Source organism: Saccharothrix sp. CB00851, from assembly GCF_001905065.1.
Taxonomy (GTDB): domain Bacteria; phylum Actinomycetota; class Actinomycetes; order Mycobacteriales; family Pseudonocardiaceae; genus Actinosynnema.
In genome coordinates this window covers 356741-372560 of the sequence record NZ_LWLC01000012.1, presented here as the reverse complement: position 1 = coordinate 372560, position 15820 = coordinate 356741, and the positions used below count along the sequence as shown (strand labels likewise).

Here is a 15820-nt window from a genome sequence, read left to right as displayed (position 1 = left end):
CAAGCCACCACCGGCGCGGAGCGAAGTTCCGCGACCTGCGCGCCGGTGGTGGGCCGGGTTGGTCGTCAGCGGGTCAGGACGACCACCGAGCGGGCCGGGATGGTGACCGAGCCGTTGGCGATGGTGGCCTTGTCGCTGGTCAGTGCGTGGTTCTGCCAGGTGCCGGTGACCGTGACGGACTTCGTGGTCGGGTACGGGTTGATCAGTACCAGGATGCCGTTCAGGGTCGGGTCGATGTCCGGGCCGACGGTGTCGTCCAGGAGGGCGGCGACGATGCCCGGTTCGGTGGTCGGGAAGGACAGCTTCTGCTGGACGAGTGCCGCGTCGTTCAGCGTGAACAGCGGGGACGACCTGCGGATCCGGAGCAGTTCCAACGTGTTGTCCACGGCGGCGCGCATGTCGGCCGACGACGGCTTCAGGGCACTGTTGGCCAACAAGGGTGCGGCGTAGGGCCACTTGTCCTCGTTGTCCGCGGCCGGCGGCAGGCCGCGGGCGAAGCCGTTGTCCTGCAGGGACGGGTCGTAGCGGTTGAACCAGTCGCCCGAGTCGTAGCTGTTGCGGTCCAACGACTTCGAGCGCAGGAACTCCGCGCCCGCGTGCAGGAACGGCTGGCCTTGACCCAGCAAAACGGGTGCGAGGGCGACCTTCTGCATCCGCACGCGGTCCGCCATCGACGTGCCGACGGGCAGCTTGTAGGTCTGCGAGTCGAACAACGTCTCGTTGTCGTGCGCGTCGACGTACGTGATCACGTCGGCGGGCGCGCCCGTGTACCCGGCGGGTGAGCCGTTGTACGTCACGTCACGGCCCGTGATCTCACCGCCGGAGGTGGACTGGAACCGGTACGACGCCATGTTGCCCGCCATGCCCAGCTTCACCAGGTCGGTGTAGTTGGCCAGCCGCGCGGCCACGTCGCCGTTGGCCGGGGAACCGTTCGGATCGCCCGCCAGGCCGGACGCCAGGCCCTGCACGCGCGGGTCCGCGTCGAACGGCCCACCGCCCCGCACCGCGTCGCGCAGCCGGTCGCTGAACGTGCCGATGCCGGTACCGGCCATGTTCGCCTGGGTGGCCTGCTCGAACCGGGCGTTGCCGGCGACCTCGCCGAAGTCCCAGCCCTCGCCGTAGATCCGGATCTTGCGCCCGTCCACGCCGTCGCGCTCCACGGTCAACGCGTCCAGCGCCGCGCGCACGGCCAGGATGTTCGCCTTCGGGTGGTGACCCATCAGGTCGAACCGGAAACCGTCCACCTTGTACAGCCGGGCCCAGCGCACGACCGAGTCCACGACGAGCTTGCCCATCATGGCGTGCTCGGTCGCGGTGTTCGCGCAGCACGTCGAGTTGGCCACCGTGCCGTCGAGGTCGAGCCGCTGGTAGTACCCCGGCACGACCTTGTCCAGCACGGACGTCGGCGCGTCACCGGAGGCGGCGGTGTGGTTGTAGACCACGTCCACCACCACGCGGTTGCCGTTGTCGTGCAACGACTTCACCATCTCGCGGTACTGCTTGGAGCGGACCCACCCGGTCTGCGCGTCGTCCGTGGCGTAGGAGCCCTCGGGCACGTCGTAGTGGTACGGGTCGTAGCCCCAGTTGAAGCCGTCCTTGGCCGCGGCGGCCGAGACGCACTCCTGCTGCGCCGGCGAGTCCGCGGGCAGGGCGGCCAGGTCGCAGGCCGGCTTCTGCTGGTCCGAGCGCTTCTCCGGGATGGTCGCGATGTCGAACGTCGGCAGCAGGTGCACGGTGTCCAAGCCCTCGGCGGCGAGCTGACGCAGGTGCGTCATGCCGACCGACGACGAGTGCGTGAACGCGCGGTACGTGCCGCGGTCGGACTCCGGGACGGACGTGTCGCCGATCGAGAAGTCCCGGACGTGCAGCTCGGTGATGCCGTGCTCGGTCGGGTCGCCGTCCAGCCCGCGGGCGACGTGCCCGGCCCAGTCGGCGGGCATGGTGCGCGCGTCACCGAGGTCGGCGAACTGGGAGTGGGTCGAGTTCACCGCCAGCGCCACCGAGTACGGGTCGGTCACGGTCACCGTGCGCCCGGCGACGGTCACCTCGAACAGGTAGAACTCGTCCCGCCACGCACCGGACGCCGACCACGAACCGGACGCGTCGTCCCGCGCCATGGGTACGACGGTCGCCGTGCCACCTGGCTGGTCGAACACCTGCAGCTTCACCGAGGACGCCGTGGGTGCCCACAGCCGCGCGGTCACCTGGTCGCCCGCGAACGTCGGCCCGTAGGTCAGCGCGGACGCGGCGGCGGCGAACCGGTCGTCCAGCACACCGGCGATCTGCACGCCCGTGCGGTGCCGCAGACCACCACCCGAGTCGACGTGCACGGCGGACAACTTGCCGCGCAACGCCTCGTCCAGCCGTGCGCCGTCACGGACCCGGAACACCGGCTTGCCCCGCAGGTGCGGGAAGCGGTCGGGCACGGCCTCCGACGACGGCTCCAGCCGCAGCACCTTGCCGTCGTACTCCAGCCGGTAGCCGTCGGACGCCACCACCGGCACGTCCCACACCACCAGGTCCTTCGACACCCAGATGGCCTTGGCCTTGGTCAGGTCGTCCTCCACGCCCTCGCCGCCCGACGGCGGCAGCACGTAGGAGATCGAGCCGTCCGGCTTGGTGGAGCCGGACACGTACCAGACCTCGTAGCCGGTACCCGTGACGTCGAGGAACTGGTCCGGCCCCGGGTCCTTCGCGTCACCCTTGTGGATGATGTTGCTCAGCCCGCCCGCGCCCGGCTCCAGCGGCACGGACCAGTACACGCCGAAACCGTCCCGGCCGTCCGGCACGCGCGACTGGTTCCAGCCGGGGCTCGGCTCCAGCGAGCCGGTCCAGTGGTAGAGCGTCCAGTCGGTGTAGTCACCGTCGGGGCGGTTGTAGTGGATCACCGCGCGGTTCTGCGCGGCGGCCAGGCTCGCGTGCACCTTGTCGCCGTTGACCCACGCACGGCCCGCCGTACGACCGGTGGCCTCGACGGTGCCGCTGCGCACCACGGAGAACTCCACCGGCGCGGTCGCCGGGACGGTCGCCACTCCCCCGGTGAACGGGTGGTCGACGCCGCCGGCGCGCACCACGAGCCCCGTGGCGTCACCGGTGTGCGTGATCACGGCCTGTCCGGTCGCGGCGACCTCGCTGGCGTGCACCGCGGTCTGGCCCTGCTTGAGCCACACCTGCGGTGTCGCGCTCGGGTCGATGAACCGGTCGGCGTCGGTGTCCTTCTCGTCGCCCCGGTGGGCGATGATGCCGACCGAGCGCGCACCCGGCTTGAGCTTCACCCACGCGAACCGGCCGTACGGCGTCTCACCCGCGAACGGCAACGGCGCGTCCCACGTCGGCGCGTTCGCGACGTCGCCCCACGCGTGCAGGCCCCAGCCGTCGTAGTCGCCCGCCGGGCGGTTGTAGTGCACCACCAGCCAGTCGGACGTCACGGCGGTCGGCGGTTCGACGGCGGGCGCGGCCACCAGGCCGACCTTCGCGCCGTCCGCGCCCAGCGTGCCCCTGGCGTCCTTGGCGACCACGCGGACCTCGACGTTCTTGCCCGCGGCGGCGCCCGGCAGCCCGGCCAGGTCGGCGAACACCCGGTACGGCGCGGCGTCGTCGGTGCCGAGCACCTGCCAGTCCCGCTCGCCCTCGACCCGGGCGGCGAACGTGGCCTGCGCGTAAGGCGAGGTGACGCCATCCGCCCGCAGTTCGACCCGGTCGTCCAGCACGGTGCCGGTCGTCGGCACGGCCAACGTCGGCGTCGGCGTGGCGGACGGGATGTTGCCGGTGGACTTGAGCACCACGGCGGACAGCGCGGGCACGGTCACGGTGACCTTGCCGTTCACCGGGTTGACCTGGGAGCCCGCCGACGGCCAGATCGGGCGGTAGCCCTTGCCCGCCACGGGGACGTCCACGGTCGCGGGCGCGGTGCCCGCGTTGGCCACGACCACGTGCTCGACCTGCCGGGCGCGGGCCGTGCGGCTGAACGCGATCACGTCACCCTGGACGAGCCGGAGCGCCTGGTTGCCGTCACGCCACACCGGGTCGCGGTCCACGAACTTCGCCAGGTCCTTGAGCTGGCGGTACAGCGGGTGGTCGGTGCGGAAGTTGTCGACCGCGCCGGTGCGGTCGCTGCCGACGAGGTCCTCGGCGGCGTACTCGGGGGTCTTCGAGGCGAACATGTCCTGGCGCGCCAGCTTGTCGCCGCCCGTACCCGCGAAACCCTGCTCGTCGCCGTAGTAGACGACCGGGTTGCCGCGCCACAGGTACATCAGCGCGTTGCCCAGTTCGAGCCGGTCCAGCAGTTCGGCCTCGGAGATGCCCGGACGGCTCTCCCGGATCATCCACGCGATGCGGCCCATGTCGTGGTTGCCGAGGAACGTCGGCAGCGAGGACGCGTTGGAGTCGGCGTCGGTGTACCGGTCGTCGTCCACGAGCACTTCGCCGAGCCGGGCCGCGCCCTGGCCGGACAGGAACCTGGCCGCGCCGCTCTGGAACGGGAAGTCCAGCGTGGCCTGCATCCGGCCGCTGGTGGTGTAGCGGGAGGTGACCGCGGGGTTGGCGTCGAACACCTCGCCGAAGACGAAGAAGTCCTTCTTGCCGCGCATCGCCGCGTACTGCTTCACGTGCGGCGCGAGGGCCTGCCAGAACTCCATGTTGACGTGCTTGACCGTGTCGACCCGGTAGCCGTCGATGCCCAGCGTGTCGATCCAGCTGGTGAAGATCTCCTTCATGCCGTTGACGACCGTGGGGTGCTCGGTCATCAGGTCGTCGAGCCCGAAGAAGTCGCCGTATTCGTTGGACTCGCCGCTGAACGTCGAGTCGCCGCGGTTGTGGTAGAGCTGCGGGTCGTTCAGCCAGGACGGGGTCTTCTCGCCCTTGACCACCGGCGTGTACGGCGCGGTGAGCTTCGGGAAGTCCTCCTGGCCCGCGATCTTCGCGATGTCGACCGGCCTGCCCTGCTCGTCCAGGTAGGGCTGCGCGGCGGTGCCGACGTAGTCGTACCGGCCCTCGGCGTAGTCGATCAGGTCCGCGGTGTGGTTGGCGACGATGTCGAAGAACACCTTGATGCCGCGGCGGTGCGCGTCCTGGATGAGCCGCCGCATGTCGTCGGTCGTGCCGAAGTGCGGGTCGAGCTTGGTGAAGTCGGTCGTCCAGTAGCCGTGGTAGCCGGCCGAGACGTCGTCGCCGGAGCCCTGCACCCAGCGGTTTGCGAACATGGGCGTCATCCAGATCGCGGTGACGCCCAGCTCGTCCAGGTAGCCGATCTTGTCGCGCAGGCCCTTGAGGTCGCCGCCGTGGTAGAAGCCCTTGTCGGCGGGGTCGTAGCCGCTCTTGAGCCGGTCGGTCTCCGCCGTGCCGCCGCGGTCGTTGCGCGAGTCGCCGTTGGCGAACCGGTCGGGCATCACGAAGTAGAACCGCTCACCGGTCAGGTCGGCCCGCAGCGCGTCCTTGGCCAACGCCTTGTCACCGTCCCGGACGCCGGGGGCGATGTCGGTGACGGCACCCACGGCGAGCCGCTGGACTTCGGGCGCGGCGCCGGTGGGTGGTGGTACGAAAGGCACAACGGCCAAGGCGATGAGCGCGGCGACGGCCCGACGCATCAGCGACCTCCTTGTCGCAAATTCTTGCAACCCCGCCCCGGTCGGACGCCGGGACGGGGTGCACGAAACCACGACAAACGAAGGCTGGACAAGAGCCGGACGGCTGCAAGTCCTTGCAACTTCTTACGTCACCGCCGCTCGGGCCGCAGCGTCTTGCTCCACAGCGACGCGCCCTTGATGTCGCGCAGCCACACGGTCAGCTCGCCGTCCCGGGACACCTCGACCTCGCCGAAGTGCTGGAAGCCGTCCAACGGGGTGGTGTTGGCGGTGGGCGGCGCGTTCACGAACACCGCTTCCGGGCCGAACGTGGGGTCCAGGGTGTTCGGGCCGAACGCACCCGCGTTCAGCGGACCCGAGACGAACTCCCAGAACGGGTCGAAGTCCTGGAACGTCGCGCGCTCCGGCGAGTAGTGGTGCGCGGCCGTGTAGTGGACGTCCGCGGTCAGCCACACGGTGTTGCGCACCCGCCGGCGCTTCAGCTCGCCCAGCACCCACGCCAGCTCGTGCTCACGGCCGCCCGGCGCACCCGGCAGGCCGTTGGCGACGCCCTCGATGTCCGTGCCGTCCGGCACGGTCAAGCCGATCGGCAGGTCGGCCGCGATGAACTTCCAGGTGGCCCGGCTGCGGTCCAGGGAGTCCACCAGCCAGCGGGCCTGCGCCTCGCCGAGCACCACGCCCCGACCGTCGCGCGGTGACGTGTTGGCGTCCTTGTACGACCGCATGTCCAGCACGAACACCTCGACGTGGGCGCCGTAGCGGAACTTCCGGTACACCCGGCCGTCCACCGCCTGCCGCGGGTCGATCGGCTGCCACTCGTGGAACGCCTGGAAGGCCCGTGCGGCGAGCACGTCGACGCGCTTCTCGGTGTACGCCGGCGAGGTCAGGATCTCGCCCGGGTACCAGTTGTTGGTCACCTCGTGGTCCCACGACGTGAGTCAGCCAACTACAGTCGACATGGGCCCCGACCAGCGAGGATGCCGATCATGAGCGCACCGACCCCCGCCCGGAAACGCCGCCGGCTCAAGAAGCAGGCAAGCACCCGACCTCCGGTCGTCCCGTTCACTCCGGACAACGATGCCGCACTGTGCTACCTGCGGCAATCACACTTCTCGGACGAGAGCACTTCCACCGAGGTCCAGACGCGGGACACGCACAGGTGGACGAACGCCTACGACGTTCCGATCGCTGAGACCGTGGAAGACCTGCACGTTTCCGGAGACCTGGAACCTTACAAGCGGGATGGGCTCAAGGCGTGGCTGTCCGATGCGCCGCCGAAACCGTGGAAGACGTTGGTTGTCTCCAAGCTTGATCGACTGGTTCGCAACGTGATGGACGCGCTCACCTTGCTTGAATGGCTGAGGGCCAGAGGCAAGCGGCTTGTCAGCATTGCGGAAGGCATCGATTCGAGTAACTCGATGTCCGAGTTCATGATCACTCTGATTGCCGCGTTCGCACGCATGGAGCGCGAACGAATGAGGGAGCGGTTCCGCGATTCGAAAGCGGCCCTCAAGGAAGCCGGCCGCTGGGCAGGGGAAGGCCACATCTACGGCACTATGCCGGTTGAGTTGCCCAAGGGGGGCTGGATCTTGGGACTTGACCCGTACGCAGTCAAAATCCTCCACACTCTTTCCAAGATGGCACGGTCGGGAAAAAGTCTTACCGAGGTGTGCGACTGGCTGACGAAAAATAAAGTCGTAACACCACGGGACAGGCAATTGCAGCTAGGCGCGGAGCGACGTGGCGAGGACCCCGCAACGGTCGAGCTAAAAGAGAAGACGTGGCAATTGACTTCGCTCCGCCGCTTGCTGGTCGACCCCGCGCTAGTAGACTTCGGCATCTTCGAACCCGCCGAACAAGCGGACATATCCGCCCGACTGGAAGAAAAGGCGCGACGGAAGGCACGAGGCAGCAACCAGCCTTACCAATTCTCCGGCGTCCTGGTGTGCCCGGAATGCCTCGAACCCCTGTGGCACCGCATCGCGACCAATACACGCACCCGGAAAGACGGAAGCAAGAGCGAGTACGTATACCGGTACTGGCGTTGCCCATCACGCAAGCACGGCCCGTCCATGCGAGCGGAAGAAATCGAACCGCTGGCCGAACAGGCTTTCTACAAAATCTTTGCGATGGTTCCCGTTCGGGAACGTATCGTTTTGCCGCCTACCACCCATGCCAACGAAATCGCAAAACTGGAGCGTGAACACGGCAAGCTCATGTCCGGGATTGCTCGGTCTGAGTCACCGGAAGCCAGGCGTCGGATCATGGACGACGGGGACAAGATCCTAGCCGATATCGACATGCTTAGGGCACTTCCGGCTGACCCTGGCGGCGTGCAATGGGTTCCTACCGACCGGACTTGGCAGCAAGAGCTAGCGGGAATGTCACCGGAAGATCGACGCCTCAGGTGGCTCGAATTGGGGTTCGCGTTCGCGGTGCAGAAACGGGCCGATGGTACCTGGTCCGCTGGCTGGCGTTTGCCGGATGGCTGGCAGGAAGCAATGCCGGAACTAACCGAATGGCACGACCGGATCAGCGGCACTGGAGAGACGGTAGAGGTTACCGATCTGCTCGACTGGACAACGGTCGGACCTACGGAGTCGAAATACGACGAAAACTGAACTAGGCGACCAACGACAGAGAGCCCCTCCGTAATTTGCGGAGGGGCTCTCTGTCATTAAGTCGGCAGGTTTACTGTCTACGTTGCTGTTTCGGGATCAGCACATCACATACCGCACTGATCCTGGCGGCTAACTGTCGAGTGTCTGCGCCGTCAACGGTGACCCAAAGCGCTCCGTCAGGTCCTGCCGTGAGCGTCGCCGGAATCTGTTGATCACCATCCTCTGTGGACGTTCCGACGGTCATGTCATTCACTGTCCGACCCCGCAGGGAGGGAGCCTCCGACGTGCCGGCCTGACCGGGGAATCCGGCCTGTTGCCGGGCCGTCCAGGAACGGGCCGCCTCGCCTCCCTGCCGGCTGTTCTGGCTGGTCAACAGAGGGACCTTGGTCTAGGGAGGGGGCAGGGAAACGTCCCTGGCTCCCTGGCACCTCCCTTCCGTCCACATAGGTCTCCAGGACATTCTCGTCACGACTGCGACGGGTGATCGCTTCGGCGACGTCCTCAGATCGAACGACCATTGCGCCGTCAGATTTGCGAGGCTGAATTCCGAACCCGAGAAGCGCGGCACGGAGATCACGCGCGGTCCACGGCTCGTATTCTTTCGGGTTGAGCGCAACAAGTCGCGAGAGAACGGTTTGAGTGCGGACACGACTTTCTCCTTGGATCACTGATTGAATGTCATGCAGGTGATCTACCGGCGCGGCATCAAGTCCCTTCAAGTCCGAGCCGGCCGTAATGGGCAGGTTTCCGATATTCGAGATGGCGCGCGTAATGATGGGCGTCACTTCATCGATGCCATCCTCGAACGGCAGGTAAAACGTGCGCACAAGTTCGAACGAGTTGTGCGTGACGCCAACCGCCACACAGGTTCCCCGGTCGGTGTGCATCCTGAGTTCGGTTGCTCGGACGCCGGCCCGGTATTTACCCGAGCCTAACAGTCCATCATTGGCAATGTGGTCGGCGACGGCGAACGCCACGCCAGAGGACACATTGCGCGTAATCTCCTTCGGAATGCTGTCCTTTGTCGGAGACTGGGTGGCCAGCAGAAGAACAATCCCGTACTTACGACCGCGCTTGATCAGCTTGACCGCGAGTTCTTCCGCTCGCTTGCCATACTTTGGGTGCTGGAAGAGTTCGTGACACTCGTCGATTGACAGGATGATCGGGTGTAGACCCAAGCGCGGATTGTCGGCAAGCCTGCGCGATACCTTCGGCGGCCGGCCCGGTTGCTCTCCGAGGATATGGCCACGACGCTCCATTTCACCGAGAAGGTCGTCTAGTGCTCGAACGGCATCGGCGGCAACCGCGTCATCCATTCCCATGCGATACCGAGTTAGACGCGGTGCCAGAGGTTCGAAATCGGGACTTTCACCCATCACGAATGCCCACAGTTCGGCGGTGGGGTCGAGCGCTGCCCCAACCATGAGAACCCGAAGAAGATTGGTCTTTCCTTGTCCGGGCCTGCCGCCGACCAGCCAGTTACTTCCGATCAACGGCGCGTTGATTACCAGTCCGCGTTGCGTCAGACCAAACGGCACACCCTCGAACACGTCGACGGCCCCGTCATGCAACAGCGGCCAATCACCAGCGCCACCGGAAAGCGTGCCTTTGTCGGCAACCCACAGGTCCAGAACTCCGTCTTCCTCGCCCGTGGTGGGCCAGGTCTCCAATGACGCGCGCCCCAGGTTGGCCGCCAACACCTTGCGCCGATCGGACACCATCTCCGCTGTAACTCCGAGCGGCAGGCGGATTTGCGCCTGGGTTCCGTCACCGTCCTTTCGCGCCGCAACCGTATAGACCAGTTCGCCGCCACCTTTGAGGAATGAATTCAGCGGCGCGATTCCCAGGTGCGCAAGCGCCCGGCTAATCATCCGCTCGTCTACCCACGAATCGGAGTCATCGCGATCTGGCCTCGTGAGCCATCCCGCACCCGGTGTGCGGTCACGGCCCTCCCACATGGCCGCCACGACCATCCCGACCACGGTCAGCGGAGGAATCCACGGCCACGCCGCCGACACAGCGGCCGTCAGAGCGTCCCTAACGGCGTAGACGGCCCTGAGCCACCCCGGCATGGCCGACCGGTCCAGAACAGCGTCCACGAGCGCCAGGAGGACCAGCAGCACCGTTACGGCAGCCACACCGACGAGGGTCCGCCGGAGGAAGTTCCCGAACTTCGCCCACCGCGCTTTGGCGTCGGACCTGATCAACTCCTGAGCCGTCCGCCGCGCCTCCACGTCGCCGGCGATCCGGGCCGCACGGGCATCGGCGCGAAGGTCCGCATACGACGCCCACCGCCACGCCTTGGCGATCCAGCGCCCGGCTCCCCGGGTGAGGAACCACGCCAAGCGGACGACATCGCGGGGCGCCGTGCGCGCCCGGTACGCCACCACCGACCGCGCCCGGACTACCGCATCAAGATCAGCGATAGACCGCACCGCGGAATTGACCCTCGATGACGCTTTCCGTTGTGGCACAACAGTTTTACTGTCGACCAACTCTCCATCTAGGACTTGGCGGACGAGTTCTCCCCTGCTTGTTTGACGATCATCGCGGGGAGTCATCGCCGCCGACCTCGCACATGATCGTTAACGGCGGTCACGGTCAGCGCCCGCACCAAGACCCACGATGCGAGCATCGCGGGAACGGCGAGGGCGGCCAACTTCACCCACCCCGACGCGCCAGGGTGCGTCAACGCCAGCCACTGCGCCCCTGAGATGAGCAGAGCGCCGACGACCACCCGACCAGTCAGCGACAGCAGCCGCACGCCGTCCCGGGCCGCCTCGGACGCCTTACGCGCCCTCCTGACCGAAAGTCGCCACGCCACCCAGAGCGCCAAGACAGCAGCCAGGCCGACCAGCACGAGCTCTGGAGACAACTCAGACTCGGTCATGGCTGTTCACCCGCCACGGTGCCGCCGTCGCGGCGTTCCTCCCAGCACTCGTAGACCGCGCGCCGCTCGTCCTCCGGCAGCGGACCCCACACGCCGGCCGTCGCGTGACCACGAGTGCGGAACTCCCACTCCAAGCACTCACGCTGGACAGGGCACGCCGCACACACACGTGCGGCCAACTCCTGATCTGACCGGAAGTCACCCGTCCACTCCGGGTACTCGCCACTGGTCGACAGCCACCCGCACAGGCCCCGATTCCGGACCGCGTGCGCGAGCTGGTCATCCGCCAGCCCCGCGCACTCGTCAAGATCGGCGGCAATCCTCTCGTGGACCTCACTCATCGGTGGCCACCGCCCGCCAGGTCCGCAACAGCGGAGGCAGGAACCCGCAACTCGCCACGCCGCCACACCACGGGCAGCGTGCCGACACGAACCGCGCGGCAGACGGTTGCGACACTGCCGCCAGTCAGCCACGCAACTTGCCTTATAGACAGCAACTCAGTACGCGACGAACGCATGATTGTTATTCCTTACTTGAGGCTTCGGCTCGCTGATTTGCGGGCCGTGCCATCAAGTAGGCCGGAACGTCGCGATGACGACTATGTCGCGCTAGAAGTATGCGTATGCACGAGACAATATATCGCAGGTCAACCGGGGTGCACCCTGGCGCGATATGCTCAGGAAGAATGTTCGCTGGCAGGAATATTCACGGCCAGGATGTTGATCAGCGGACCGTCACTTACCATCGGTTTCAGGTGTCTTGCCCTGCTTAACCTGCTCGAACAGGTCACGGAAGTCGCCGCCGGCGCGCACGCCGTACGTACTCAACTCCGTGTCCAACTCCGATGCGACCATGAGGAGGGATGGACGGCTCTGACGGCCGTGCTGCAATGCTTCCATACCCATCTCGGCAGCGCCGTCCACGTCACCCGCCCTTGCTGCCACAACGGCGAGCGTCAGCTTTGCTTCTGCGCTGCGCATTGGAGCGACAACGAACCCATCGGTGGTGACGCTGCGCCGGATCACTTCCTCGGCATTCCGCTTCGCCAAGTCATCGCGCCCAACGGTCCGGTAGGTGTCCATAGCATAGAAGTCCCACTTCTCAGGATCGACCACGAAATGGTTCTCCGGTCGCTCGGGATATGGCAACTGGCCGAGTAGTTCACTGCCGCGCTCAAGGGCTGTGTACACTTCCTCCGACATCCCCATCCGGGCGTACGCTTTAGCCTGCTGCCCATAAAGCTGCACCGCCACCGACTGGGACGGGGCCGCGATGATTCCGGCTTGTGCAGCCGGAATCACGGCGCGATAGTTTCCCGCCGTGAGGTGGAACCATGCCAGCATTTCATGAGCCCAGCCTACGATTGAAGCGTCGCCGGACTCATTTCCCAGTTCTAGCGCCATTTTGCGAGTCGCTTTGGCCGCGTCCATGTCGCCCAAGTCATTTTCAAGGCAGCCGACCAGCAGTGCGAGCAAGCCAGCGTTATGCAACAGGTCACGGTGTTGCGGAAGCGTCAGTTGCTTCTCCAGTTGCACACTGACGTGATTGAGCCAGTACCTGCCTTTGCGCACAAGTTCGCGCGCGTCAGCGTGCGCGTAATCACAGCACAGTTGTTCGACAGTTAGGCTCAGGGCATCAATCGTTGGCTGGTCTATTGCCGAGGCACGTACGCGCTGTATCAACTCGGCCGTGTCCATACCGGTGTTCACGACCAGGATTTTGTCCTGATCCTCGGAATCCACTGGTCCGCCGAATCCTCGGCCGGACTTCGATTCAGGTAGCCGCAAGCGGGTTTGACCCGGAAGATCGAACCAGAGCATGTGTGGCGGAAGGTGCAGAATCTTGGCCCAGTTTTGCAAGGTCTCAAGGTATTGCTCAGGCTTCCCGTTCTCAATCCTGCTCACCTGAGCCTGAGTCAAGCCCAACCATCGTCCAAGTAGCTCTTGCGTCAGAGCCTTGCCAAATAGAGTCAAGTGGCGTGGATGGTTCCGGTATGCCTTAAATACGCGTCCGATGTGCTGACTCGCAAAGGCGGCTCGAAACTCGTCCGTCTCAAAGAATTCATGCCTAAGTTGAGCGGGAGGGGTCCTCAGTTGATCCCGCTGCTCGCGGTGACAACGTCCGCACAAGCGGGCGGTGTTGTCAGCAGCCAGCACAGCGTCACAGCCCTGACAACGGCGGCTACTACCGGGGCCACCGCCCCGTGAACCAGCTGCACCCATCTCTCGACTTCCCCCGTCAGTGTCGCGGCGGACGCCCTACCTCGGACCAGGGTACTACGGGTCTGTAGGTACACCATCGGGTTAGATCGATCACCACGAGTCCAATGCTTAGCAGGCGTTATGCCGAGCGGGCGTGGAGCATGTCGAACTCGGCATAGACATTAGCCGGTACCCGGTAGGACCGTTGCCGCGAAAGAAACCTATCGACGGGAGTCCTTCCCGCAAGTCGCGCCAGGATTCGAGTGGAAGCGCATGATTGTCACGGCGGTGCTTACGACCGGAGTTGCCCGCGTCGCCGAAGGAATTCGCGACGCCATGCGACTCGTGGACGACGTTCTACGTACCGACCACGCGGAGTGGGAGACCTTGATGTATATCGGCGAAAGGGAGTTTCGAGTCACACGGGAGGGCCCCCACCCAAACCATCAACTACGGGTAAGCGTCCGTCCGGTAAGCGGCTTCGCCGCACTCAACTATACAGACCAAGATGACTCGGATCTTGTAATCGCAAACTCGTACAACCCGATACGCCCACTGCCGGATATCGACCTGGTCTTCAGTGGATCCACAGGCACTGTCTTTCCGCGTAGTGCTGCCATCCCCATATCGGATGCGCGATCCGCTTTAAGCGAATGGTTGACGACCCGGAGAAGGCCGACTTGCATCGAATGGCGTCCCTATGACGCATTCTGACCGGAGTACTGACTCAAGGGGCCGGCGGTGGCTAACGCAAAACCTTGGATGCAACAGCGCGGCGGTGAGACACGTAAACAACTACTCGACCGACTAGACCAATCTTGCTATCGCTGCGGTAAGCAGATAGCCGATCAGGCCAAATTAGCCGACCACGAAGACACGTGCACCGGTGGTCAGGCTAACTCGACTCAAGTTGCCGAATCGAGTCGGCGAGATCCTATATCTGTAAATCGTCCGGGTTAGCAAGACCTACTATCACCAGAAAGTGTGACCAAGTACATGCAAGCCGATTCTGGAACTTCACGAGTCCGTACGAGTGCGGAGATCGACGCGAACTGCACGATTGATCACGAGATTGTAGGCAAAGAGGCGTTCTTCTCGTTTGCAGACGGCATGGTCAGCTTGCACTTCACCGACGAGTACGCTTTTAGGAACTTTATGGGCGAGGCGGTCAAGGTGTTGAGCGTCCTTGGGCTCAACGACTTCGGCGACGTTGCAAACGCCGTCGATTAGGCCGAGTATTGCTTCGCGCCACACCGTGAGGCGGCACATATGCCCCATCGATACACAGTTGAACTCAGGACAGATCAGTTTTCCAAAGCCGTGGCGCTCGCCGGATTCAAAAGCGATTACGCACTAGCCAAACAGATGCACGTTGCGCGGTCCACGGTCATGCGCGTGTGTGCCGGGCACCTGAAACCTGGCCCGGCTTTCATCGGTGGGGCATTGACGGCGCTTGCCCCGATGAGCTTTGAAGACCTTTTTGAGGTCGTGGCCATCTGATCGTTCCAGCCCGCTAAGGTTGACCGCCTTGGCGGGCGCTCGTCCCCACTCAACTATTGGATGACCAAGCGTACGTCTAACCGTACGAGATAGTTTATTGATCCTAGGCGCGAAGGGAGGTTCAGCACGCCATTTGGAGACACGCAAGGGCCTGACGGCCATGGCCTGGTGGGGGTGCTAGAGTGTTGTTGGTTGACTGACGTGGTGGTCGTCCCACTGCACGATCATCGGCACCCGCGAGGCGAACGAGCGGTACTGCGGGTCGAGCAGGTTGTAGGCGAACTGGCCGCGGTACTCGTCCAGCGTCTCGGCGACCTTGAGCTTCTCCGGGATGACGACGTTGCGCCACACCCGCCCGTCGGGCAGCGTCACGGACTCCTTCAGCGGACCGTCCGCGTACACCGTGTCACCGCTGTTGATGAAGAAGTCGGGGCGGCGGGCGGCCATCGCGCCGAAGATCGGCATACCGCCCAGGTCGGGGTTGCTGCCCCAGCCCTGGCCCGCGACGTCACCGCCCCACATGAACCGCACGTCGTCACGGCCCAGCGGCGCGGTGCGGAAGCTGCCGACCGCGGCCTCGCTGCGGGTGCGGCCGTCCAGGTCCTCGGCGACCACGCGGTAGTGCACCTCGCGCCCGCCGGGCAGGCCACGCAGCCGCACCCGGCCCGTGCCACCGGTCTCCGGCGTCAGCAGCGGCCCGCGCACGGTCCGCGCGTGCCGGAACGACGGGTCCGACGACACCTGCACCAGCATCCGCGACGGCCGGTCGGCCCGCGTCCACACCAGACCGCCGTCGAGCGTCACGTCACCGGACTGCACGCCGTGCGTGAGCACCGGCCGATCCCCACCGCGGGCCAACGCCACACCGCCGGGCACGAGCGCCGCGGCCGTACCGATCGCACCGGCGCGCAGCAGCGTCCGCCGGTTCACCACACCATCGCTCATGCGCGGGTTTGTAATCGGTGAAGCCGAATTCCGGGTGAACGGGAACCGTCGCGCGCAGGCCCAGCGCACGGCGGAGCCGGG

The 15820-nt window shown here is 65.5% G+C and carries 8 protein-coding genes and 2 pseudogenes; 3 read left to right on the top strand and 7 right to left on the bottom strand.

The window, feature by feature from the left end; all coding sequences use genetic code 11:
- Window positions 1-65: 65 nt before the first annotated feature.
- Both pulA and A6A25_RS14385 read right to left on the bottom strand, forming a co-directional pair.
- Window positions 66-5585: a pullulanase-type alpha-1,6-glucosidase gene (pulA, locus tag A6A25_RS44020; protein WP_083668324.1), complete on the bottom strand. Its 5520-nt coding sequence runs from the start codon at window positions 5583-5585 to the stop codon at window positions 66-68.
- Between the two features lie 128 nt (window positions 5586-5713).
- Window positions 5714-6508: pseudogene (locus A6A25_RS14385) on the bottom strand (alkaline phosphatase D family protein); the annotation flags it as partial.
- A 60-nt stretch (window positions 6509-6568) separates the two neighbouring features.
- Here A6A25_RS14385 and A6A25_RS14380 point away from each other — a divergent pair.
- The gene (locus tag A6A25_RS14380; RefSeq protein WP_158073734.1) at window positions 6569-8203 is read left to right on the top strand and encodes a recombinase family protein; all 1635 of its coding nucleotides are present in this window, start codon (window positions 6569-6571) and stop codon (window positions 8201-8203) included.
- Between the two features lie 245 nt (window positions 8204-8448).
- Here the strand turns inward: A6A25_RS14380 and A6A25_RS14375 are convergent, their stop codons facing one another.
- From A6A25_RS14375 to A6A25_RS14360, 4 genes are all read right to left on the bottom strand, one after another.
- The gene (locus A6A25_RS14375; protein ID WP_241828673.1) at window positions 8449-10548 is read right to left on the bottom strand and encodes an FtsK/SpoIIIE domain-containing protein; all 2100 of its coding nucleotides are present in this window, start codon (window positions 10546-10548) and stop codon (window positions 8449-8451) included.
- A gap of 212 nt (window positions 10549-10760) precedes the next feature.
- Entirely contained in the window at window positions 10761-11093 is a 333-nt protein-coding gene (locus tag A6A25_RS14370; protein ID WP_073889520.1) for a hypothetical protein, read from the bottom strand.
- Window positions 11090-11434 (bottom strand): WhiB family transcriptional regulator, encoded by a 345-nt coding sequence (locus A6A25_RS46310; RefSeq protein WP_073889517.1) that lies wholly within the window; start codon window positions 11432-11434, stop codon window positions 11090-11092. The genes A6A25_RS14370 and A6A25_RS46310 overlap by 4 nt, the downstream gene beginning before the upstream one ends.
- A gap of 393 nt (window positions 11435-11827) precedes the next feature.
- Window positions 11828-13315, bottom strand: a complete 1488-nt coding sequence (locus A6A25_RS14360; RefSeq protein ID WP_338013208.1) for a helix-turn-helix transcriptional regulator — start codon at window positions 13313-13315, stop codon at window positions 11828-11830.
- A gap of 252 nt (window positions 13316-13567) precedes the next feature.
- On the opposite strand from A6A25_RS14360, the gene A6A25_RS46820 reads away from it, so the two are divergent.
- The gene (locus A6A25_RS46820; RefSeq protein WP_073889511.1) at window positions 13568-14008 is read left to right on the top strand and encodes an Imm1 family immunity protein; all 441 of its coding nucleotides are present in this window, start codon (window positions 13568-13570) and stop codon (window positions 14006-14008) included.
- A gap of 270 nt (window positions 14009-14278) precedes the next feature.
- Window positions 14279-14524: a hypothetical protein gene (locus A6A25_RS14350; protein WP_073889508.1), complete on the top strand. Its 246-nt coding sequence runs from the start codon at window positions 14279-14281 to the stop codon at window positions 14522-14524.
- A 468-nt stretch (window positions 14525-14992) separates the two neighbouring features.
- Here A6A25_RS14350 and A6A25_RS14340 read toward each other — a convergent pair.
- Window positions 14993-15739: pseudogene (locus tag A6A25_RS14340) on the bottom strand (alkaline phosphatase D family protein); the annotation flags it as partial.
- Between the last annotated feature and the right edge of the window lie 81 nt (window positions 15740-15820).

Excerpts from the sequence above, each read along its gene's own strand:
- A6A25_RS14360 (WP_338013208.1), bottom strand. The coding sequence starts at position 13,315 with ATGGGTGCAGCTGGTTCACGGGGCGGTGGCCCCGGTAGTAGCCGCCGT.
- A6A25_RS14370 (WP_073889520.1), bottom strand. The coding sequence starts at position 11,093 with ATGACCGAGTCTGAGTTGTCTCCAGAGCTCGTGCTGGTCGGCCTGGCT.
- A6A25_RS46820 (WP_073889511.1), top strand. The coding sequence starts at position 13,568 with ATGATTGTCACGGCGGTGCTTACGACCGGAGTTGCCCGCGTCGCCGAA.
- pulA (WP_083668324.1), bottom strand. The coding sequence starts at position 5,585 with ATGCGTCGGGCCGTCGCCGCGCTCATCGCCTTGGCCGTTGTGCCTTTC.
- A6A25_RS14380 (WP_158073734.1), top strand. The coding sequence starts at position 6,569 with ATGAGCGCACCGACCCCCGCCCGGAAACGCCGCCGGCTCAAGAAGCAG.
- A6A25_RS46310 (WP_073889517.1), bottom strand. The coding sequence starts at position 11,434 with ATGAGTGAGGTCCACGAGAGGATTGCCGCCGATCTTGACGAGTGCGCG.